We start from the raw sequence: 20,455 nt of genomic DNA on the forward strand, positions 1-20,455 counted from the left end.
CTTCGACGCTACGGAGCCGTCCTGGATCAGTCCAGCTCATGATTCTTCAGCCGCATTAGCATGGCTGATGTGCGGATTCCTGTCGAGCTCGCTGAGACGCTGGCCGCCGTCGTCGACGAAGGATCGCTGGATGCTGCGGCTCGCCGCCTCCACGTGACGCCCTCCGCCGTCAGCCAGCGCATCAAGGCGCTCGAGGAGCAGCTCGGCCGGGTCGTGCTCGTCCGGTCGAAGCCTGCCCGTCCCACGGAGGCGGGTGCCGCCGTCGTCCGGCTCGCGCGGCAGACGGCCCTGCTCGAGCACGACGCACTCGCGGCCCTCGGTGTCGACGACGATCGCGGCGCGCTCGTCGCGGTGCCCCTCGCGGTCAACGCGGACTCGCTGGCGACGTGGTTCCTCGAGCCTCTCGCGCGGCTGCGTGATCGGCATCCGGTCGTCTTCGAGCTGCACCGGGATGATCAGGACTTCACCGCGGGCCTGCTGGAGTCGGGAGCCGTGATGGGCGCGGTGACATCTCGCGCCACACCCGTCGCCGGTTGTCGCGTAAGCCCGCTCGGCGTGATGCGCTACGAAGCCGTCGCCACCCCCGGCTACTGCGAGCGCTGGCTCGGCGAGGGCGCCACACCGGAGGCGCTGGCCTCGGCGCCGCTCGTCGACTTCGACCGCCGCGACGACCTGCAGTCGCAGTGGCTGACGGCGCAGGGGGTGGATGCCGCATCCCCGCCCCGCAGCTACGTGCCGGCGTCGAACGACTTCGCGACGGCGATCAAGCTCGGCCTCGGCTGGGGACTCCTGCCGGGCTTCCAGTCCGCGGCGGAACTCGCCGACGGCCGGCTCGTGCGGCTCGGCGGACCACCCGTGGATGTGCCGCTGTACTGGCAGCAGTGGAACCTCCGCTCGCCGCTCCTCGACGCCGTCGCCGACGAGCTCGTCGCAGAGGGTCGTCGCGTGCTCGCCGTCCTGCCGGCGGCGTGACCGCGGCATCCGACGTCCGTCGGGTCGGCCTCCGCGTGCGAGGGGTCCGACCGACCTGAACTCATGGACGCCCGCTGTCAGCCCGCGCCGCGGGCGACAACGGGTCGCGGACGGACCGGGCGCTCAGTCGTCGCTGACGTGCAGCACGATCTTCCCGCGGGTGTGGCCCTCCTCAAGGGCGACGTGAGCCTCGGCGGCGTCCGCCAGGTCGAAGACCCGGTCGATGTAGACCTGGATCGCCCCGGAGTCCAGGAGACGGCCTACCGTCGCCAGGGCGCTGCCGTCGGGGATGACGCGGTAGCTCGTGGCCCGCACGCCGGCGGCCGCGGCGGCCTCGGCGTAACCCGGGAACGAGTGGGTCGGCACGACGACGTACAGGCCGCCCGGGCGCAGGACGCCGAGTGAGCGGGTCCCGGTGCGCTCGTGCACATTCCCGACGAGGTCGATGACGACGTCGACCGCGTCGACGACCTCCTCGAAGCGCGTCGAGGTGTGATCGACGACCGTCGTCGCGCCGAGCTCGCGCAGCCAGGAGGCGTTGCGCGCCGACCCCGTCGCCGTCACGCGGGCGCCGAAGTAGTGCGCGAGCTGCACGGCGAAATGCCCGACGCCGCCGCTTCCCGCGTGGATGAGGATCCGCTGCCCCTCGTGCGCGTGCGCGGTCTCGACGACCAGTCCCCAGGCGGTGAGGGCCGCGAGGGGCACGCCGGCCGCCTCGACGTGCGAGAGCGACGCGGGCTTGCGTGCGACCGACAGCGTCGGCACGACCGCGTACTCAGCGTACGACCCACACGTGCGGGGGAAGGCGAGCATGCCGTAGACCTCGGTGCCCGCCGGGAACGGGTGCGAGTCGTACGGTGCCTGGACGACGACCCCCGAGAAGTCGAAGCCCAGCACCGCGGGGTGGTGCTGGATCGCGCCGGACACGCCCTTGCCCGACCTCGTCTTGGCATCGATCGGGTTGACCCCGGCGGCCATGACGCGGACGAGCAGCTCGGTCATCACGGGACGCGGGACGGGGACGGATGCCTCGTGCAGCACCTCCGGAGCGCCAGGAGCGTCCATCACGACGGCCCGCATGAGCTCGGGCGGTTCGTCGACCGGCACGAGGGTGGCGGAAGAGGCGAAAGTGGATCGCAGCGGCCGTGGTCGCATCGGTCGCTCCTTCCCGTGCGTGGCGGCGTCGGCAGCACTGGGTGCCCTGGTGTGCTCCAGTCAACCGCGGGATTGTCTCACCCGTGTTACGCCCCTGCTACCGGACAGAGAATCCTGACCTTCCACCGGCGCGGGGGTCCGGAGGTCGGGCGGGCGGACTCAGGGCGTCGTGCCGGACGTCAGCGCGTGCAGCAGATGCGCGAGCCGCTCGATGTCGCGGACGTCCCAGTGCTCGAGGGCGTCCGCCAGCGCGCTCTCGCGCGGGTGGCGAGCCGCCGCGAGGCGCTCCAGCCCCTCGGCGGTGGGGGAGAGCAGGCTCGAACGGCCGTCGGCCGGATCCGGGGTCCGCACCACGAGCCCGAGGGCCTCGAGCTCGCGCACGGTCCGGCTGATCTGGCCCTTGTCGGTCAGGAGCGCCTCGGCCAGCGCCGAGATCGTGACGCTCTCGCCGCGCACGATCGTCGTGAACACCTTGTAGGCGCCGGGCAGCATACCGGGGCTCACCCGGTGCGCGTTCTCGACGATCACCCGGCGGAACTGCGTGATGAGCTCGCCGAACTCCGCCTCGAGGGCCCGCACCGCATCGGCGCGGGCCTCTCGTGCGTCGGTCTCGGCCATCGCGATCGACACTAGCGTCGCGCCGACGCCGCGGTCGCGGCATCCGTCGCCGCCTCGTCGCCGGAGCGGGCCTCGTCCGCAGGGCGGACAGTGGGCGTCGCGGTGAGGGCGTCCATCCCCTCGGCGACCGAGGCGGTCGCGAGGTCGGCTTCGCCGGCCTGGATGCGCTCACTCGTCGTCATTCGCGTGAGCGGCTTGTTCGGGAGGAAGAGCACGGCCACAAGGCTCATGATCGCGAACGGGACCGCGATGAGGAACGAGTGCGAGATGCCCTGCGCGTAGATGTCCTCGAAGATGATCCGCACGACCTCCGGCATCGCCGACACCTTCGGCAGGGTCCCGCTCTGCAGCTGCTCGGCCACCTCCGCGCCCTGCGCGCCCAGGCTCATGATGGCCGTCGTGAGACGGTCCTCGGCTTCGCCCAGCATGTCGGTCACGGTCGATGCGAGGGCGGCGCCCATCACCGAGACGCCGATCGTGCCGCCGAGGCTGCGGAAGAAGGTGACACCCGAGCTCGCGACACCGATCTCGGTCGGCTTCGACGTGTTCTGCACGACGAGCACGAGGTTCTGCATCGTCATGCCGACGCCCGCGCCGAGGAGGAACATGTAGAGCGAGACGAGGGCGAAGTTCGTGTCGTAGTGGATCGTCGACAGCAGGTACGAGCCCGCGATGAGAGACACCGAGCCCACGATCAGGTAGGGCTTCCACTGACCGAAGCGCGTGATGAGGGCTCCTACGCCGATCGAGGCGAGCAGGAGCCCGGCGATCATCGGGATCGTCATGAGGCCCGCCTCGGTGGGCGTCGCACCCCGCGCCAGCTGCATGTACTGGCTGAGGAAGACGGATGCGCCGAACATCGCGATGCCGGTCGCGATCGACGCGACGACGGCGAGCGTGAAGGTGCGGTTGCGGAACATCGTCAGCGGCACGAGCGGCTCCTTCGAGCGCAGCTCGACGAGGATGAACAGCGCCGTCGCGGCGATCGCGCCGCCCACCATCAACATGGTCGGGGCGCTCCACCAGTCGAACGAGTCGCCGGCGAGCGTGACCCAGACGAGCAGGAGCGAGACCGCCGTGGACAGCAGGACGATGCCGAGGTAGTCGATGCGCGCCTTCTGCTTGGCGCGCGTCGGGAGGTGGAGCGTCCGCTGCAGGATGAGGAGCGCGAGCACGGCGAAGGGAAGGGCGACGAAGAAGTTCCAGCGCCAGCCCCAGGTGTCGGTGATCACGCCGCCGAGCAGCGGCCCGCCGACCGTCGCGACCGCCATGACGGCGCCGAAGAGTCCCATGTAGCGTCCGCGCTCCCGCGGGCTGATGATGTCCGCCATGATGACCTGGCTGAGCGCCGCGAGACCGCCGGCGCCGACGCCCTGGACGGCGCGGAACGCGATCAGCGTTTCGGGATTCTGCGAGAACCCGGCGGCGGCCGTCGCGAGCACGAAGATCACGATCGCGAGCTGAATCAGCAGCTTGCGGTTGGAGAGGTCGGCGAGCTTGCCCCAGATGGGAGTCGAGATGGCCGTCGTCAGCAGCGTGGCCGTGACGACCCACGTGAAGGCCGCCTGGTCACCCTGCAGGTCGTGGACGATGACCGGAAGCGAGGTCGATACGACGGTCGAGGCCAGCATCGAGACGAACATGCCGAGGAGGAGGCCCGACAGCGCCTGCAGAACGGCGCGATGCCTGCGCGTGTCGTCGAGGGTCGCGACCGAGCCGGTCGCGGAGGAGGACGTGGTCATAGGTGTCCTTCACGGAAGGAGGAAAAGGGTGGGTGCGACGACGACGGCGCGATAGTTGACGAATGTCAACCATATGTAAGTCGTTGACCTGTGTCAACTATTCCCGATGACGCGTGGGCGGAACGGCGGAGGATGGTGGAGTGTTCAGTGTGGAGATCCTGCTCGACCCGCTGTCGGAGCAGGCGGTGCGCGACGAGTGGGATCGCCTGATCGACGCAGGACTTCCGAGCACCGGGCGCCAGACCGCCCCGAGCAACCGCCCGCACATCACCGTCGCGGTACGGGAGAGGGTGGATGCCTCGGCCGTCGCCTCCGTCGCCGACGCCCTGCCGCTCGAGCTCGCCCTGGGCGGCATCCTCCTGTTCGGTCACTCCGGCCGCTTCGTCGTGACGCGGCAGGTCATCGCATCGGCGGCCCTCCTCGAGCTGCACCGGCGGGTCGCGGGGATAGCGGGCCCGGCGGAACCGAGGTACGCGAACACGGCTCCCGATCAATGGACGCCGCACGTCACCCTCGCCCGACGCGTCCCCGCGGAGCAGGTCGCCACGATGCTGGCGGTCCTGGAGTCGCGCCCGATCACGGGCCGGGCCACGGGCCTGCGCGTGTGGGACGCCGTGGCGAAGACGGTGACGACGCTCCGCTGACGCTTCGGGTCCGGCGCGGGCGGCCGCGCTGCCCTGCGCGCCTCAGTCGGCGAGGGCGAGAGCGCGGAAGGGCTGGCGCGGAGGCTCGGGCTGCGGCATCCGCGCCCCGGCTTCAGCGCGATTCAGGACGTGACGGCGGTGCAGCTCATCGATGAGCGCGGTGGCGAGGCGGACGAGCTTCGCGATCTCGGTCTCGTCGCGGTCCACCCACGCGCACCGCGGCTCGTCGCCGACCGGGACGAAGTCGGAGTGCTCCTCCCACGCCACGAGCGTGCGCTCGGCGCCGAGGACGTGCTGCTGCCACCACACCTGACGCAGGTAGGAGCGGGGGATGCTCCGCCATTCCTTGTTCGTCGTCTTGATCTCCGCGAGGATGACCCGGCCCGCGGAATCGAGGGCGATCCCGTCGGGGGTGGCGAGGTGGCGCTTCTCGACGACGGCATGGAAGAGCGCCGACGAGGGCTGGATGCCGTGCGTCGCGGCCACCCAGCGGGCGATCTCGGGCTCGCGCTGGCGACCGTGGGCCGTGTAGGCGTTGCCCGAGAACCCCGACCCGAGAAGCTTCGCATCGGCGGCGCGACGGATCGCGTTCGAAGAGGTGAGGGTCGCGACATCCGTCGCCGTGATCCCGCGAGAGCGCGCCCGCACCCACGCCACCCGATCGCGCGAGTCCGCGACGATGCGAGCGGCGAGTTCGGGGGTCACGCCCTCCACCGTACGCCGCGCCGGCGACGCTCGCCGACCCGCCACGCCCGCCCGCGTGCCACACGAGCCCACGCATCCGATGCCGAGAACGCACGTCCGCACCGTGCGGGGGTGACATCTCGCGCCGGGATGTGTGGGTTCGGGGTCGCGCCGCCGGCCGACGGCTCATCCACTCGCTACGACGAGGCGGGGGTGCCGGTCGACCGACACCCCCGCCCCTTCCTTCGTCGGCTCAGTCGATGTCGCCGTGCGAGTGGTCGTGGTCGGGCGCGAGGCCGCCACCACCCGGCAGGTTGACCGTGCCCTCCGGCCCGGCCGGCACGGGGAAGGCGAAGTTCCCCGGGGCCTTCTTGCCGACCACGCCGTTGACCGTCTCGGTCGAGTAGGCGTAGGTCAGCACGGCGGCCGCGATCGCGTCGGAGTTGACGTCCAGCGCATCGAGCGCGAGGTTGTCGATGTCGTCGCACGCGAGGTGGTAGCACGGGTCGTACTGCTGGCCCGCCGTGCCGCCCCAGATCGCAGCCTGCTCCTCGGTCTTCGGAACCTCGGCGCCGGTGAACAGGCCGCCCGCGGGGATGCCGTTCTGGATGAACGCCTGGTAGTCGCTGCGACCGCTGAACTGCGCGTCGTCGTACGGCACGCCGGCCCAGGTGTAGTAGCTCTCGAAGAGATCCTCGATCTGGATCGATCCGTCAGGGATCGGAACGCCCGCGGGAGCGTCCCAGCCCGACTCGTCGCCGTCGTACACCATGAAGATGTAGTTGGGCGATGCGACCATGTCGAAGTTGAGATACAGCGCGACCTCGTCGAGCGTGCCGGCGGCCACCTGATCCGCGACCCAGGCGCGCGAGCCGAGCAGGCCGCTCTCCTCGGCACCCCACCACGCGAAGCGCACGGTGTTCTGCGGCTTGAGCTTGGACAGCTGCTGGGCGATCTCGATGAGCGCTGCCGATCCGCTGCCGTTGTCGTTGATTCCGGGACCGGCGAGGACGGAGTCGAGGTGGGCACCGGCCATGACGACGTTCGAGTCATTCGCGCCCGGAAGCTCGGCGATCACGTTCACCTGCGGGCGCGACTCGGGCTGGGCGACGTTGACCCGAGCGGTCGACCCGGCCTGCGCGAGCGCCGCCCCGTCGGCGAAGCTCGCCCCGACGACCGGGATGTTGAGCGGCGTCTGGTTGATGCCGAGCAGCGTGCCGGTCAGGACTCCGGACCTGAGATCGGTGTTGCCCTGGTTGAAGATGATGACGGCTTCGGCGCCCGCGGTCTGGGCATTCGTCGCCTTGACCCCGAACTCGCACGTGCCGCGCTGGACGAGTGCGATGTCGTTCGGCCCCGAGAAGTCCAAGCCGACGAAGTCGGAAGCCTCGCAGCCGCTGGTCACCGGGTCGCGCGGCGGCGCCAGGACGATGTCGACCGGGATGACCTTTCCCGTGACCTCTCCGTATCCGGTCGCCGTGAAACCGCCGGACTCGTACTCGGCGGCGATCGGGGTCAGCTGCTCGAGGTCGGGCAGCGGCACGTACGTGAACGGGAACTCGTCGAGCGAGACGTTCCAGCCTGCCGCCTCGAGGGTCTCCACCACGTAGTCGACGCTCGCGGTGTACCCCGGTGTCCCTGCGGCGCGGGTTCCGTCGTTGGCGTCGGCGATCGCCTGCAGAGCGCGCTCGTGTTCGAGCACGCCGTCGACGGTCACGCACGAGAGCAGCTTCTCGTAGGTGTTGTTGGTGCGCACATCACACGCCTGGGGCGGGGCCGCGAAGGCTCCGCCGGCGGGAATGAGAGCCAGCGCGGCGATCGCCGTGGTCGCGATCACCGCCGTGCCGGCGCGCATGGGAGGTTTTGCAGATGGGTACATCGTGTTCCTTCCAGAGGGGTCACCGTTGACCCCGTCGGAGCGAGAGCCTATGCGGTGCCGCGGAGGCTGTGAACCCCGCCGCGCAGCGCCGCCCGCTCGATTTGGGGCGGGCCGCGGCATCCGGTACCCTTGTCCGTAAGCCGAAGACCGCCGGTCATCGACGTGCGCGCAAGCGCATCGAGATCGAAGCTCTGCGAACGCAGGGGCCCGCGCAGGTGTACGAAACGAATCTCCTGGTTCAGGAATGAAGCTCCGTGCGCTTGCGCCGGAGCTTTCCTCATTCACAGGGCGACTGGATGCCTCGGCCGACGCCCCGCCACCGCGGAGCGTCTCGTACACACAAGGAGTGGCCATGGCGCAGAAGGAAGCATCGGTCGCCGAGCTCACGAAGAACTTCGAGGACTCGACCGCCGTTCTGCTGACCGAGTACCGCGGTCTGACGGTTGCCCAGCTCAAGGAGCTGCGCAACAGCATCCGTCAGGACGCGGAGTACGCCGTGGTGAAGAACACGCTGACCAGGATCGCCGCGAACAACGCGGGGATCACGTCGCTGGACGACGACCTCAAGGGTCCGTCGGCCATCGCGTTCGTGCACGGTGACCCGGTCGCCGTCGCGAAGGGCCTGCGTGCCTTCGCCAAGGCACACCCTCTTCTCGTGATCAAGGGCGGCTTCTTCGACGGAAACCCCCTGAGCGCGGATGAGGTCAACAAGCTCGCCGACCTCGAGAGCCGTGAAGTCCTGCTGGCGAAGCTCGCCGGTGCGATGAAGGCCTCGCTGACCAAGGCGGCATACGTCTTCACTGCGCTCCCGTCGAAGGCCGTCCGCACGGTCGACGCGCTGCGCGAGAAGCAGGAGTCCGCGGCCTGATAAGGGCCCGGCAAGGCAAAACCCCAATCAAGGAGAATCATCATGGCAAAGCTCAGCACTGAGGAGCTGCTCGACGCGTTCAAGGAGCTCACGCTCATCGAGCTCAGCGAGTTCGTCAAGGCGTTCGAGGAGACCTTCGACGTCACCGCCGCCGCGCCCGTCGCGGTCGCCGCTGCCGGCGCCCCCGCCGGTGGTGCCCCCGCCGAGGAGGCTGAGGAGAAGGACTCGTTCGACGTCATCCTCGAGGCCGCCGGCGACAAGAAGATCCAGGTCATCAAGGTCGTCCGCGAGCTCACCTCGCTCGGCCTCGGTGAGGCGAAGGCCGTCGTCGACGGTGCTCCCAAGGCCGTCCTCGAGGGCGCCAACAAGGAGGCCGCCGAGAAGGCTCAGGCCGCCCTCCAGGAGGCCGGCGCGACGGTCACCCTCAAGTAATCTCGCTCTCGCGAATCGCGAAGGCCCCGGATACCTCGGTATCCGGGGCCTTCGTCGTCCGCTAGGCGGACGGCGCCGTCCGCTAGGCGGACGGCGCCGCCCCGACGCCCACGGCGACCGAGGGAACGCCGGGCGGGGGCGCTGTGGAGTTGCGCACGATGAGGGTCGCCTGCAGCCGCAGCTGCACGATCGGGGCGTCGGGCTCGCGCACGTGGCGCATGACGAGGTCCGCGGCCTGAGAGCCCTGTGCGTGAGGGGACTGCTCGAGCGTGGTCAGCGAGAACATGTCGGCGTACTCGTGGTTGTCGATGCCGACGACGCTGAGCGCGCTGGGAACGGGCAGTCCCAGGCGCCGAGCGGCGATGATCGCGCCGATCGCGGCCTCGTCGCACGTGCCCACGATCGCGGTCGGACGGCGGCGCGAGTCGCCGAGGAGGTCGACGGCCGCCGCGTAGGCACCGGGGATCGTCACGGGCGAGCGGATGTGCGAGGGCGCGAGCCCGGCATCCCTCATCGTCGCCTCGTACCCCACGAACCTCATCTGATCGACGTGCGCCCAGTGCGGCCCGCCTCCGCCCAGGAAGGCGATGCGCGTGTGGCCGAGCTCCACCAGGTGCTCGGTGGCGCGGCGGGAGGCGTGGATGTCGTCGAGGGCGACGACGCTGGTCTGCAGGCTCTGCCCGACGACGCTCACGACGGGGCATCCGAGCGCGAGCAGGCGCTCCAGCTCGTTGTCGCTCGGCTCCAGACCCACGGCGATGAGCCCGTCGAACCGCTTGCGAGCGAGGAAGCCCTCGAACACGTGCCGCCGCCCCTCGGTGCCCGGACGCGCGTCGTAGAGGGTCAGGTCGTACCCGTGGCGCAGAAGCGAGTCCTGGATGCCCTCCAGGACCTCCGAGAAGAACCATCGGCTGACGTACGGCATCACGACGCCGATGTTGTGGGTCCGGCCGGTCGCAAGGCTCACCGCCGCCGTCGAGGCGACGTAGCCGAGAGAGGCCGCCGCCTCCAGAACCCGCTCACGCGTCTGCTCCGAGACGTACCCGCTTCCCGTGAGGGCGCGGCTGGCCGTCGCCTTCGAGACGCCGGCGGCGTGCGCGACATCCGCGATCCCGGCCATACGACTCCTCTCCGAGCTGGCCGTCCCACCGGCGCTGCTGCAGCTGCACCGCGCGCAGCGAAGGCGCCATCCTGGAACCGATTCCAGGATGCCTGGACCTCTCCAGCTCGGTAAACCCCGCGACACGACGGTTACGCAGTTGTGATTGAGCGCCGATTGTGCGGATGCCCACGAATCGCCTAGCGTGACCATGGAAGCGGTTCCGCACTTCCTGACGCCCGCTTCCAGGGGATCAGCGTCCCTGCACCACTCGAAGAGGAGGACTCATGATGACAATGAGACGAGGACGCGTCCTCATCTCAGCCGCAGTCCTGGGCACGGCCGGCCTCGCGCTCGCCGCCTGCTCGGGCGGACCGGGGCAGACCAGCGAAGGGGGAGGCGGCTCCGGCGACAACACCGTGACGATCTACGGGACGATCGCCGACACCGAGGCCGAGCTTCTCGAACAGTCCTGGGCGGACTGGGAGGAAGAGAACGACATCGACATCAAGTACGAGTCGTCGAAGGAGTTCGAGCAGCAGATCGCGGTGCGCGCGCAGGGCGGCAACGCTCCCGACATCGCGATCTTCCCGCAGCCGGGCCTGATGGCCGACATGGCCAAGCGCGGCTATCTGAAGGAAGCGCCGCAGACCGTGGCGGACAACGTGTCGGAGTACTGGACCGAGGACTGGGCCAACTACGGAACGGTCGACGGAACCCTCTACGGCGCGCCGCTCATGGCGAGCGTCAAGGGCTGGGTGTGGTACTCGCCCTCGCTGTTCGCGGAGAACGGCTGGGAGGTTCCGACGGACTGGCAGGGTCTTCTCGACCTGACGGCGCAGATCCAGGCCGAGACGGGCAAGGCGCCCTGGTGCGTCGGCTTCGGCTCGGACGCCGCGACCGGCTGGCCCGGCACCGACTGGATCGAGGACATCGTCCTGCGCCAGTCCGGCACCGAGGTCTACGACAACTGGGTGGCCAACGAGGTCAAGTTCACCGACCCCGAGATCAAGTCGGCTTTCGACGAGTTCGGCAAGATCGTGCTCAACCCGCAGTACGTCAACGCCGGCTACGGCGACATCGCGACGATCGTCACGACGCCCTTCGGCGACCCGGCGACCGCCCTCGTCAACGGTGACTGCGTGCTGCACCACCAGGCGTCGTTCTACGACGGCTTCATCACCGACGCAGGCGGCACGGTCGCCGAGGACGGCGACATCTGGGCGTTCCTGACGCCCGGGTTCGGCGGCGGCGACTCCGGCGGCGACGTCGTCACCGGCGGTGGCGAGATCGTCGGCGCCTTCAGCGACGACGAGGCGACCCAGAAGGTGCTGGAGTACCTGTCCAGCCCCGAGTGGGCCAACAGCCGCGTCGAGCTCGGCGGCGTGATCAGCGCCAACAAGGGTCTCGACCCGGAGAACGCGTCGAGCAACATCCTCAAGGAGGCCATCAGCATCCTCCAGAGCGACGACACGACGTTCCGCTTCGACGCGTCCGACCTCATGCCGTCCGCCGTCGGCGCCGGCACGTTCTGGAAGGGCATGATCGACTGGGTCAACGGCACCCCGACCGACACCGTCCTCGAGCAGATCGAGGCCGGCTGGCCCTCGAGCTGACCGGCGAGTGAGGGCGGAGCCGCGTCGTCATCCGACGCGGCTCCGCTCCTCACCCCTCGCCGGACATCCGCGATTCCCGAGTCCGCAGGAGCACTCGAAAGGAACCCATGTCCGTCTCTTCGTTCTTCCAGTGGCTGAGCACGCTCTCGCCCTGGCTCCAGATCCCCATCATCGTGGGCGTCTTCGTCCTCGTCGTCGGCCTGATCCTCTTCTTCATCGAGATCGCGCCGCGACCCGGTCGGATGTACACGATCATCCGGCTCGCGGCGTGCGTGCTCGGACCCGCGCTCGTGCTGTGGCTGCTGCAGTCCTACCAGTGGGCGATCGCCGCAGCCGCCGTCTTCGGGCTGCTCTTCTTCTTCCTCGACCGCCGAGCGAAGGACGGTCAGGGCTCCCTCTTCCAGCTCGTCGGATTCCTCGCGCCGGCTCTCATCCTCGTAGGCGTCGGACTGGTCGTGGCCACCATCCAGACGACGATCCAGTCGTTCATGAACTCCTCGAGCACGCAGTTCGTCGGCTGGGACAACTACGTGTGGATCTTCACGAACCCGCAGAACGTGCGCGTGATCATCAACACGATCCTGTGGGTGCTCATCGCTCCGATCGTCTCCACGGCGGCCGGCCTGGCGTACGCGTACTTCATCGACAAGATCCGCGGGGAGCGCTACTACAAGATCCTCGTCTTCCTGCCGATGGCGATCTCGTTCGTGGGCGCGTCGATCATCTGGCGGTTCATGTACACCTACCGTCCTCCGGGAGCCAACCAGATCGGCTTCCTGAATCAGGTGATCGTCTGGTTCGGCGGCCAGCCCGTCAACTTCCTGTCGGTCGAGCCGTGGAACAATCTCTTCCTCATCATCGTGTTCATCTGGATCCAGACGGGCTTCGCGATGGTGCTGCTGTCGGCAGCGATCAAGGGAGTGCCCACGGAGCAGATCGAGGCTGCGGAGCTGGATGGCACCAACGGCTGGCAGAAGTTCTGGAACGTCATCGTTCCCGGCATCCGCGGGGCGCTCATCGTCGTCCTCACGACGATCTCGATCGGCTCGCTCAAGGTGTTCGACATCGTCCGCACGATGACGGCCGGCGCCTCGAACACGTCGGTGCTGGCGAATGAGGTGTACACCCAGTTCCGCAGCTTCGAGGCCGGGCGCTCGGGAGCGTTCGCCGTCATCCTGTTCCTGCTCGTGACCCCGATCATCGTGTACAACGCGATCCAGCTGAAGAAGCAGAGGGAGATCCGCTGATGACCGTCGCACCCATCGATCTCCCGATCGACGACCAGGACGCCCGCCGCATCAAGCGCGGCGAGGCGCAGATGGAGAGCGGGCTCGGTCGCACCAAGCGGCGGCTCTCGTCGCGCGCGGCCACCATCGTCGCGATCATCATCGCGATCGCGTGGACGATCCCGACCTTCGGCCTGTTCATCTCGTCGTTCCGGCCCGCCCAGCTCATCCAGACCACGGGCTGGTGGACGATCTTCCAGAACTGGGGCTGGACCCTCGACAACTACGCCGAGGCGCTTCAGACCGGCAACAGCCAGCTGAACATGGCCACCGCGTTCGTGAACTCGTTCGCGATCACGCTCCCGGCCGTGTTGATCCCCATCACGATCGGGATGCTTGCGGCCTACGCGTTCGCCTGGATGGACTTCCGCGGCAAGAACGTCCTCTTCATCGGGGTGTTCGCGCTGCAGATCGTCCCCATCCAGATGGCGCTGGTGCCGCTGCTCCTGCTGTTCTCGCGGGGGACGATCTTCGGCTTCCCGATCATCCAGGCGATCGGCCAGGCCGGCTACGCGCAGGTCTGGATCGCGCATACGATCTTCGGCCTTCCCCTCATCATCTACCTGCTCCACAACTTCGTCTCCGAGATCCCGGGCGAGGTCATCGAGGCGGCGCGGGTCGACGGTGCAGGGCACGGCCAGATCTTCTTCCGCATCATCCTCCCGCTCACGACGCCGGCCATCGCGTCGGTCGCGATCTTCCAGTTCCTGTGGGTGTGGGCAGACCTCCTCGTCGCCCTCATCTACGCGGACGGGGCCGTTGCGCCGATCACGAAGCTGCTGGCCGAGATGACCGGGAGCCGCGGTCAGGACTGGTACCTGCTGACAGCGGGAGCGTTCATCGCACTGATCGTCCCGCTCATCGTGTTCCTGTCGCTGCAGCGGTACTTCGTGCGCGGCCTCCTCGCCGGGTCGACGAAGGGCTGACGAGCGAGCACAGAACGGGAAGGGCCGGCGCTGCAGGCGCCGGCCCTTCGCGCTGGCCGGCGATGCAGGCGCCGGCCCTTCGCGCTGTCCGCCGCTGCTAGGAGGGGCAGCCGAGGCGCAGCTGGATGGACCGCATGGCGTCGATCTCGGCCTGCTGCCCCTGCGCGATCCCTCCGGCGACGGCGGCGACGCGCGGCACGCTGCCGAGGTCGATGGCCGCCTGCGCCATCGGAATGGCACCCTCGTGGTGGCGGATCATGAGCTCGAGGAAGAGGCAGTCCGCCGGTGTGCCGGTGGCGTTCCGCAGTGCGGCGAGCTCGGCATCCGTCGCCATCCCCATCGCCGCCCGGAGCTCCGCATCCGTCGCGACGCCCCCTGTTCCGTCGCCGCCGTGGCCGCCGTGGCCGGACTCGGCATCCGTCATCCACTCCATGAGCGGTCCGCCCGTCTGCGGCAGGCCCCACTGGACGAGCCAGTCGTACATCTCGCCGCGCTGGCCCGCCTGGCTGGTCGCGATGTCGTAGGAGATCCGCTGCAGGTCCTCGTCCTCCGTCTTGCGGTAGATCTCCATCGCCATCTCGATGGCCTGCGTGTGATGCACCTGCATGTCGCGGGCGAAGCCGACGTCGGCGGCGTTCGGCCCCGGAGCGCCGCCGCCCCCGAAGGTCGAGAACCGTCCGATCGCGAAGGCCAGGGCGCCGATGCCGAGCGCCACCAGGACGTAGACCCACCACTTCGGACGGACGGATGCCGCGGACCCGTGCCCCTCGGGCCGGTCGGCCATATCGCTCGACTCCGCGGCGGCGTCGCGCGGCGGCGGCTCGGCCGCGCCCATGCGCGTCAGGATACCTTGCCCGGCGCGTCGAGGGCGCCGGAGCAGAGGGCATTCGGCTCGGGGACGTCGGCGCTGCGCCAGTACTCCTCGAAGAACTCCGGGATGCGCGGATCGTCGACCGATTCGAGCGCGAGCTGGTGGTTCCAGTTCGAGAGCACCACCGGCGACTCGAGACCGTCGTAGGGGGAGAGGATCACGTAGCTCGACGGGAGGTACGACTTCAGGGTGGCGAGATCGTCGCCCGAGACGGCGTCGGCGTCGTAGGTCACCCAGACCGCGCCGTGCTCGAGGGAGTGGACCGCGTTCTCATCGGGAACCGGCTGCTCGTAGATGCCGCAGTTGAGCCACACCTGGTTGTGCGGTCCGCCGGCAGGCGGGCTCTGCGGGTAGTCGACAGTGCCCTCGACGTGCGAGGTCTCGTTCTCGAACGTCTGGACTCCCTCGATCTCAGCACCCGTACCACCGGCCTCATAGCTGGGCGGGGGCTCGGGGGCGAACACGATGGATGCCACGATCGCGGCCACGATGAGCACGGCGGCGGCGGAGCCGACCGTCCACCAGACGATCTTCCCGCGCTTGCGCTTGGCGAGCTGCTTCTGATACTCGGCGAGCTTCTCCTGACGCTTCTGCTCGCGCTGCTGCTTGACGGTCTGGTTGATCCTCGCCTGGGTGGCGGGGTTGCCGCTGACGCGCTTGTCGTCGGGTGCTGTCGGGGTCATCTCGATGATCTCGGCTCGTGCGCCCGGGACGTGCAGTCGGGCTCGGACAGGAACACGGCCAGTCTATTCGAGCGCATGCGGACGGGTCTGGGAAGGCGCCGACAAGCGTCGTACCCGCTGCGCGGGAAGCGTGTTCCGACCGACGAGCCGGGTCGGGTAGGCTGACGGTCTCGAATCGATTCGGCTCCTCGGCCGGTCGACATGCAGGCCTCGTCGCCCACGCACCACGCCCTCCCCCTGAACCGCTCGCGGTGTCGACGCCGCCTCCTCCTGCCCGCACATCGTCACCGAAGTGAATCCCGCCTTGCTCGAAACCGCCTCGATCCCCACGCAGAAGCCGACGACCGGACCGGCCGAGACCGACGCTCCCGCACGCCAGGAGCATCGGACGACGACCGGCACGGTGCGCGTGTCGTCGCCGACAGGCGCCATCCGCACTCTGGGGTCCAACCCGGCGACGGCGCCGATCATGCTTCACCCGGGCGATTCGATCCCCGGGCGGCGCCGGACGCTCTACATCATCCTCCTCGGCGCCCTCACCGCCCTCGGGCCCTTCACGATCGACCTCTACCTGCCGGCGTTCCCGGTGCTCGAGGCGGACTTCGACACGACGGCGGCGGCGATCCAGCTGACCCTCACCGGCACGATGATCGGCTTCGGTCTCGGTCAGCTCATCGTGGGGCCGCTCTCCGACAAGGTCGGGCGTCGCGTGCCCCTGCTGTCGGTGACCGCGCTGCACGTCCTGGCGAGCCTGGGGGCGGCGCTCGCGCCGACCCTCGAGCTGCTGTCGCTCGCTCGCGTGCTGCAGGGTGCCGGCGCGGCGGCCGGCGGCGTGGTCGCCGCTGCGATCGTGCGTGACCTGTTCGGCGGCCGCCGCCTGGTCGTGATGCTCTCCCGCCTCGCGCTGGTCTCGGGCGTCGCTCCGGTGCTGGCGCCGCTCGTCGGATCGGCGCTCCTCCTGGTGATGCCATGGCGCGGGGTCTTCGTCGTCCTCGCCGTCTACGGCGCTGTCATGCTGCTCTCGGCGACGATCCTCCTGCCGGAGACGCTGCCGCCCGCCCGCCGGCACGACCGGGGTTCGGTCACCATCTGGCAGCGCTATCGCAGCGTGCTGCGCGACCGCGTCTTCATCGGCGTCCTCATCATCGGCGGGATGACGTTCAGCGGTCTGTTCTCCTACCTGTCGTCGTCGTCGTTCCTCTTCCAGCTGGGGTATGGATTCGACCCGCAGCAGTACGGGATGCTCTTCGCCGTCAACTCCCTGGGCGTCGTGCTGGGCGTCCAGACGGCATCCCGCCTCGCGGCGCGCTTCGGACCGCAGTGGGTCATGGCCGGGTCGACCGGCGTGCTGGTGGTCGCGGCATCCGCGATCATCGTGGCCGACCGGCTCGGCCTGGGGATCTGGGGTACCGTCGTGCCGCTCTTCTTCTTCATGACGGCGTGCGGCTTCACCTTCCCCTGCGTGCAGGTGCTCGCGCTCGACCGCCACGGAAAGGCCGCGGGCACGGCGCAGTCGATCATGGGCTTCACCAACTTCGGGGTCGCCGGGGTCATCTCGCCGCTCGTGGGCTGGCTCGCGCGCGATGCCGGGATCACCGCGACGACGATGGCCTCGGTCATGGTCGCGTGCGGCGTCGTGGCCGTGCTGTCACTGTGGTTCGTGGTGCGCCCGCGCACCGTCGAGCGCCTCGCGCCCTGAGCCATCAGTCCCCGGCCGGCACCTCGCGCACCGGCTGCAGGCGGAAGAGGCGCACGGTCCTGCCCGACGCGCGCTCGTAGTTGCGGTAGCCGGGCCACTGCCTCTCGATGCGGTCCCACACGGCGTCGCGCTCGGCGTCGGCGACCGGCGTCGCGCGGACGGCCAGCCGCCGACCGCGCACGGTGATCTCCGCATCGGGGTGCGCGAGCAGGTTCTGCGTCCAGGCAGGATGCCGCCGGCCGGCGAAGTTGGTGCCCGCGACGATCGCTCGGCCGTGCCCGTCGGGGGTGAACATGAGGGGCGCGTCCCGACGCAGCCCCGACTTCGCGCCGACGGTGTGCAGCACGAGCGAGGGCACGAGAAGGGCGCTCACCTGGACACGTCCCCGCGTGAGGCGATGCAGCAGCCGCTCGACGGGCGGCAGGAGCGCCGGTCCGAGGATGCGCCGGAACAGTCTGGTGCGGGTCAGCGGAGCGACGATCGTCCGAACGAGGTCCACGACAGTGCTCATGAGGCCATCATCCTCGCCGCGCGCGCCGAGGGCGCCTCGCCGAGCACAGCGGCGCGCCGGAGCGCAAGGGGCGGCGCCGTCGCCCGCCCCCGGGCAGAATGGGCCGATGGAGCCACAGGAGAGCGCACCGGCGGTGCAGCCGCTCAGCAAGGGTGAGGCGGCGTATCCCCAGCGCATGCCGTTCATCGTGGTCGGTCTCGTGCTTCTCGCGGGGGCGGCAGGGCTGGGTGGCTGGATCTTCTTCCGGGGCGACCCGCCCTTCGCCATCGACGTGTGGTGGGACCAGATGCTCGCGGCCTGGCGGTCGAACTTCATGTCGGCCGTCTCGCTTGCGATGGACTTCGTCGGCGGCGGGTGGGTCGGCGTCTTCGCCGTACCCATCGCCGTAGCCGTTCTGCTGCTCGCGCTGCGAAGGCCGTGGGCCGCGCTCTACTTCATCGCGGCCTCGATCGCATCGGCGTTGCTCGTGCAGGTGCTCAAGCACACCTTCGGCCGAGCGCGGCCGGAGGACATCATCGTGCTGAGCGACTTCGGATCATTCCCGTCCGGTCACGTCGCCAACGCCGCGACGATCGCCGTCGCGCTCATGATCATCTTCCCGTCGATCTGGACCGTGATCGGCGGGGCGCTCTGGGTGGTGCTCATGGCGCTCAGCCGCACGTACGTGCATGCCCACTGGCTGAGCGACACCCTCGGCGGCGCCATGGTCGGCGCCGGCGTCGCGCTCCTCGTGGCGGCGTTCTTCGTGCCCCTTCTGGCTCGGGATCCGGGTCTGCGGAGAAAGGATGCCGCGCTCGCGACCGGCGACGGGTGACACCGCTGCCCGCGACGACGCCGTGGCTAGGCTGAGGCCATGACCGACCCCGCCGCCGCCGATCCCGCCGTCGCAGCAGCAGATGCCGAGCTTGCGCGCCTGCGCGCCGAGGCGGAGGCTGCCGAAGCCGAGCTGAAGGCAGCGCAGGCGAAGGCGGCACTCGCCGCCGCCGAGGCCGCAGCGGCGAGGGCGCGTGCCGCCCTTCAGGTGCCGGCTTCGCCACCCGAGTCGGCGGCGCCCCCCGCTCCGACCACGGCAGCCGAGCCGACGACATCGGAAGCACAGACCGGTCCTCTTGACGCCGACGACATCCAGAAGATCATCACGGGGTACACGTTCGAGGGGGAAACCCTCGACCTCGGCGCGCTCGTCAACGGCGAGCCCGTGCCCGCGGCGCAGATCCGCATCCCGCTCGGCATGGTGAACCGCCACGGCCTCGTCGCCGGGGCGACCGGCACCGGCAAGACCCGCACGCTGCAGGGTCTCGCCGAGCAGCTGGCGGCGAAGGGCGTGCCCGTGTTCGCCGCCGACATCAAAGGCGACCTCTCGGGGGTGGCGACGGCGGGTGAGCCGAACGAGAAGCTTCTCGCCCGCACGCGCGCCATCGGGCAGGACTGGAAGCCGGAGGCGTCGGTCACGGAGTACTTCGCGCTGGGCGGCATCGGCAAGGGCGTGCCGGTCCGGGCGACGGTGAGCGGCTTCGGCCCGCTGCTGCTCAGCAAGGTGCTCGGGCTCAACGAGACCCAGGAGTCGAGCCTGGGACTGGTGTTCCACTATGCCGACGAGCACGGGCTCGCGCTCGTCGACCTGTCGGACCTGCGCGCGGTGCTCACCTACTTGACGAGCGACGAGGGCAAGGCGGAGCTGAAGACCCTCGGCGGCCTGTCGGCCGCGACCGCCGGGGTCATCCTCCGCGAGCTCATCACGTTCGCCGACCAGGGCGCCGACGTCTTCTTCGGCGAGCCGGAGTTCGCGGTGTCCGAGTTCCTGCGCGCCGCCCCGGATGGTCGAGGCGTCATCTCGCTTCTGGAGGTGCCGGGGGTCGCCGACAAGCCGGCGCTCTTCTCGACGTTCCTCATGTACCTCCTCGCCGACCTGTTCGAGCTGCTCCCCGAGGTCGGCGATCTCGACAAGCCGAAGCTCGTCTTCTTCTTCGACGAGGCGCACCTGCTCTTCAAGGACGCGTCGAAGGACTTCACCGCGGCCATCGTGCAGACCGTGCGGCTCATCCGGTCGAAGGGCGTCGGCGTCTTCTTCGTCACCCAGACTCCGAAGGACGTGCCCGGCGATGTGCTCGCGCAGCTCGGCTCACGCGTGCAGCACGCCCTACGCGCCTTCACCCCGGACGACGCGAAGGCACTGCGGGCGACGGTCGGGACCTATCCCACGTCCGGCTACGACCTCGAGCGCACGCTGCAGGAGCTCGGCACGGGAGAGGCGATCGTGACCGTGATGAGCGAGAAGGGCGCGCCGACCCCCGTGGCCTGGACGCGGCTGCGGGCGCCGCAGGGGCTCATGTCGCCCACGCCTGAGGCGACCATCGAGGCGGCGGTCGCGGCATCCCCCCTCCTCGCCAAGTACGGAACGGCCATCGACGCGGAATCCGCGCGCGAGATCCTCGCGGCGAAGATGAACGCCGCCGCCGAAGCCGCCGCCGCGGAGGAGGCCGCGCTCGCCAAGGCGAAGGCCGATGCCGAGTACGCGCGGCAGCAGGCCGCGATCGAGAAGCAGCAGGCTGCGGCCCAGAAGAAGGCCCAGGCAGAATACGACCGGCTGCTGAAGAAGACGTCCAGGACGACGCGGACGGCGCGGTCGCAGCAGAAGTCGCCGCTCGAGTCGATCCTCACCTCGAAGTCGACGGAGGCGATCCTCGCGGGCGTGATCCGCGGTGTGTTCGGCACCGGCCGGCGCTGACCCGGATCCCGCGCCCCCCGGCCACGCGACAGGCAGGCCGAT

General features: G+C 69.7%; 19 protein-coding genes. 10 read left to right on the plus strand and 9 right to left on the minus strand.

Annotation, left to right across the window (positions count from 1 at the left end; genetic code table 11):
* The first annotated feature begins 60 nt into the window (after positions 1-60).
* Positions 61-972 (plus strand): LysR family transcriptional regulator ArgP, encoded by a 912-nt coding sequence (locus tag EV279_RS07345; protein ID WP_133542190.1) that lies wholly within the window; start codon positions 61-63, stop codon positions 970-972.
* Positions 973-1,095: 123 nt separating this feature from the next.
* Here EV279_RS07345 and EV279_RS07350 read toward each other — a convergent pair whose 3' ends face one another.
* The 3 genes from EV279_RS07350 to EV279_RS07360 form a co-directional block, all read right to left on the minus strand.
* On the minus strand, positions 1,096-2,127 hold the full coding sequence (locus tag EV279_RS07350) for an NADP-dependent oxidoreductase (protein ID WP_133542191.1): 1,032 nt from the start codon (positions 2,125-2,127) through the stop codon (positions 1,096-1,098).
* Positions 2,128-2,286: 159 nt separating this feature from the next.
* A complete protein-coding gene (locus EV279_RS07355) occupies positions 2,287-2,745 on the minus strand; it encodes a MarR family winged helix-turn-helix transcriptional regulator (protein WP_133542192.1) in 459 nt (152 codons plus the stop codon).
* Positions 2,746-2,756: 11 nt separating this feature from the next.
* Positions 2,757-4,487, minus strand: a complete 1,731-nt coding sequence (locus EV279_RS07360) for an MDR family MFS transporter (protein WP_133542193.1) — start codon at positions 4,485-4,487, stop codon at positions 2,757-2,759.
* Positions 4,488-4,627: 140 nt separating this feature from the next.
* Here EV279_RS07360 and EV279_RS07365 point away from each other — a divergent pair, with 140 nt between their 5' ends.
* Positions 4,628-5,131, plus strand: a complete 504-nt coding sequence (locus EV279_RS07365) for a 2'-5' RNA ligase family protein (protein WP_166644485.1) — start codon at positions 4,628-4,630, stop codon at positions 5,129-5,131.
* A gap of 42 nt (positions 5,132-5,173) precedes the next feature.
* Here the strand turns inward: EV279_RS07365 and EV279_RS07370 are convergent, their stop codons facing one another.
* Both EV279_RS07370 and EV279_RS07375 read right to left on the minus strand, forming a co-directional pair.
* Entirely contained in the window at positions 5,174-5,836 is a 663-nt protein-coding gene (locus EV279_RS07370) for a YqaJ viral recombinase family protein (RefSeq protein ID WP_133542195.1), read from the minus strand.
* A gap of 232 nt (positions 5,837-6,068) precedes the next feature.
* Positions 6,069-7,694 carry a M20/M25/M40 family metallo-hydrolase gene (locus EV279_RS07375; protein ID WP_243728473.1) on the minus strand — a complete coding sequence of 542 codons (1,626 nt, stop codon included), beginning with the start codon at positions 7,692-7,694 and terminating at the stop codon, positions 6,069-6,071.
* Positions 7,695-8,046: 352 nt separating this feature from the next.
* Between EV279_RS07375 and rplJ the strand changes: the two genes are divergently transcribed.
* Together rplJ and rplL are read left to right on the plus strand one after the other, a co-directional pair.
* Positions 8,047-8,562, plus strand: coding sequence for a 50S ribosomal protein L10 (gene rplJ / locus EV279_RS07380; RefSeq protein WP_133542196.1), 516 nt, complete (start codon positions 8,047-8,049; stop codon positions 8,560-8,562).
* A 42-nt stretch (positions 8,563-8,604) separates the two neighbouring features.
* Positions 8,605-8,994 carry a 50S ribosomal protein L7/L12 gene (gene rplL, locus EV279_RS07385; RefSeq protein ID WP_133542197.1) on the plus strand — a complete coding sequence of 130 codons (390 nt, stop codon included), beginning with the start codon at positions 8,605-8,607 and terminating at the stop codon, positions 8,992-8,994.
* 82 nt (positions 8,995-9,076) lie between these two features.
* Here the strand turns inward: rplL and EV279_RS07390 are convergent, their stop codons facing one another.
* Entirely contained in the window at positions 9,077-10,114 is a 1,038-nt protein-coding gene (locus tag EV279_RS07390; protein ID WP_133542198.1) for a LacI family DNA-binding transcriptional regulator, read from the minus strand.
* Positions 10,115-10,389: 275 nt separating this feature from the next.
* Between EV279_RS07390 and EV279_RS07395 the strand changes: the two genes are divergently transcribed.
* From EV279_RS07395 to EV279_RS07405, 3 genes are all read left to right on the plus strand, one after another.
* Positions 10,390-11,709, plus strand: coding sequence for an ABC transporter substrate-binding protein (locus tag EV279_RS07395; RefSeq protein WP_133544728.1), 1,320 nt, complete (start codon positions 10,390-10,392; stop codon positions 11,707-11,709).
* A 107-nt stretch (positions 11,710-11,816) separates the two neighbouring features.
* Positions 11,817-12,956, plus strand: coding sequence for a sugar ABC transporter permease (locus tag EV279_RS07400; RefSeq protein ID WP_133542199.1), 1,140 nt, complete (start codon positions 11,817-11,819; stop codon positions 12,954-12,956).
* The gene (locus EV279_RS07405) at positions 12,956-13,921 is read left to right on the plus strand and encodes a carbohydrate ABC transporter permease (RefSeq protein ID WP_133542200.1); all 966 of its coding nucleotides are present in this window, start codon (positions 12,956-12,958) and stop codon (positions 13,919-13,921) included. Before EV279_RS07400 ends, EV279_RS07405 begins: the two co-directional genes overlap by 1 nt.
* Before the next feature lie 97 nt (positions 13,922-14,018).
* Here the strand turns inward: EV279_RS07405 and EV279_RS07410 are convergent, their stop codons facing one another.
* Complete coding sequence (locus tag EV279_RS07410) at positions 14,019-14,756, minus strand: DUF305 domain-containing protein (protein ID WP_347876854.1); 738 nt, start codon at positions 14,754-14,756, stop codon at positions 14,019-14,021.
* 5 nt (positions 14,757-14,761) lie between these two features.
* Positions 14,762-15,475, minus strand: coding sequence for a DUF3105 domain-containing protein (locus EV279_RS07415; protein ID WP_133542201.1), 714 nt, complete (start codon positions 15,473-15,475; stop codon positions 14,762-14,764).
* A 469-nt stretch (positions 15,476-15,944) separates the two neighbouring features.
* On the opposite strand from EV279_RS07415, the gene EV279_RS07420 reads away from it, so the two are divergent.
* A complete protein-coding gene (locus EV279_RS07420) occupies positions 15,945-17,174 on the plus strand; it encodes a multidrug effflux MFS transporter (protein ID WP_133544732.1) in 1,230 nt (409 codons plus the stop codon).
* A 4-nt stretch (positions 17,175-17,178) separates the two neighbouring features.
* On the opposite strand, the gene EV279_RS07425 is transcribed toward EV279_RS07420, so the two are convergent.
* On the minus strand, positions 17,179-17,685 hold the full coding sequence (locus EV279_RS07425) for a nitroreductase family deazaflavin-dependent oxidoreductase (RefSeq protein ID WP_133542203.1): 507 nt from the start codon (positions 17,683-17,685) through the stop codon (positions 17,179-17,181).
* A gap of 106 nt (positions 17,686-17,791) precedes the next feature.
* Here EV279_RS07425 and EV279_RS07430 point away from each other — a divergent pair, with 106 nt between their 5' ends.
* A complete protein-coding gene (locus EV279_RS07430) occupies positions 17,792-18,499 on the plus strand; it encodes a phosphatase PAP2 family protein (RefSeq protein ID WP_243728474.1) in 708 nt (235 codons plus the stop codon).
* 39 nt (positions 18,500-18,538) lie between these two features.
* Positions 18,539-20,413 carry a helicase HerA-like domain-containing protein gene (locus EV279_RS07435; RefSeq protein WP_133542205.1) on the plus strand — a complete coding sequence of 625 codons (1,875 nt, stop codon included), beginning with the start codon at positions 18,539-18,541 and terminating at the stop codon, positions 20,411-20,413.
* The last annotated feature ends 42 nt before the right edge of the window (positions 20,414-20,455 follow it).

Source organism: Microbacterium sp. BK668 (assembly GCF_004362195.1).
In the GTDB taxonomy this organism is placed as follows: Bacteria; Actinomycetota; Actinomycetes; order Actinomycetales; family Microbacteriaceae; genus Microbacterium.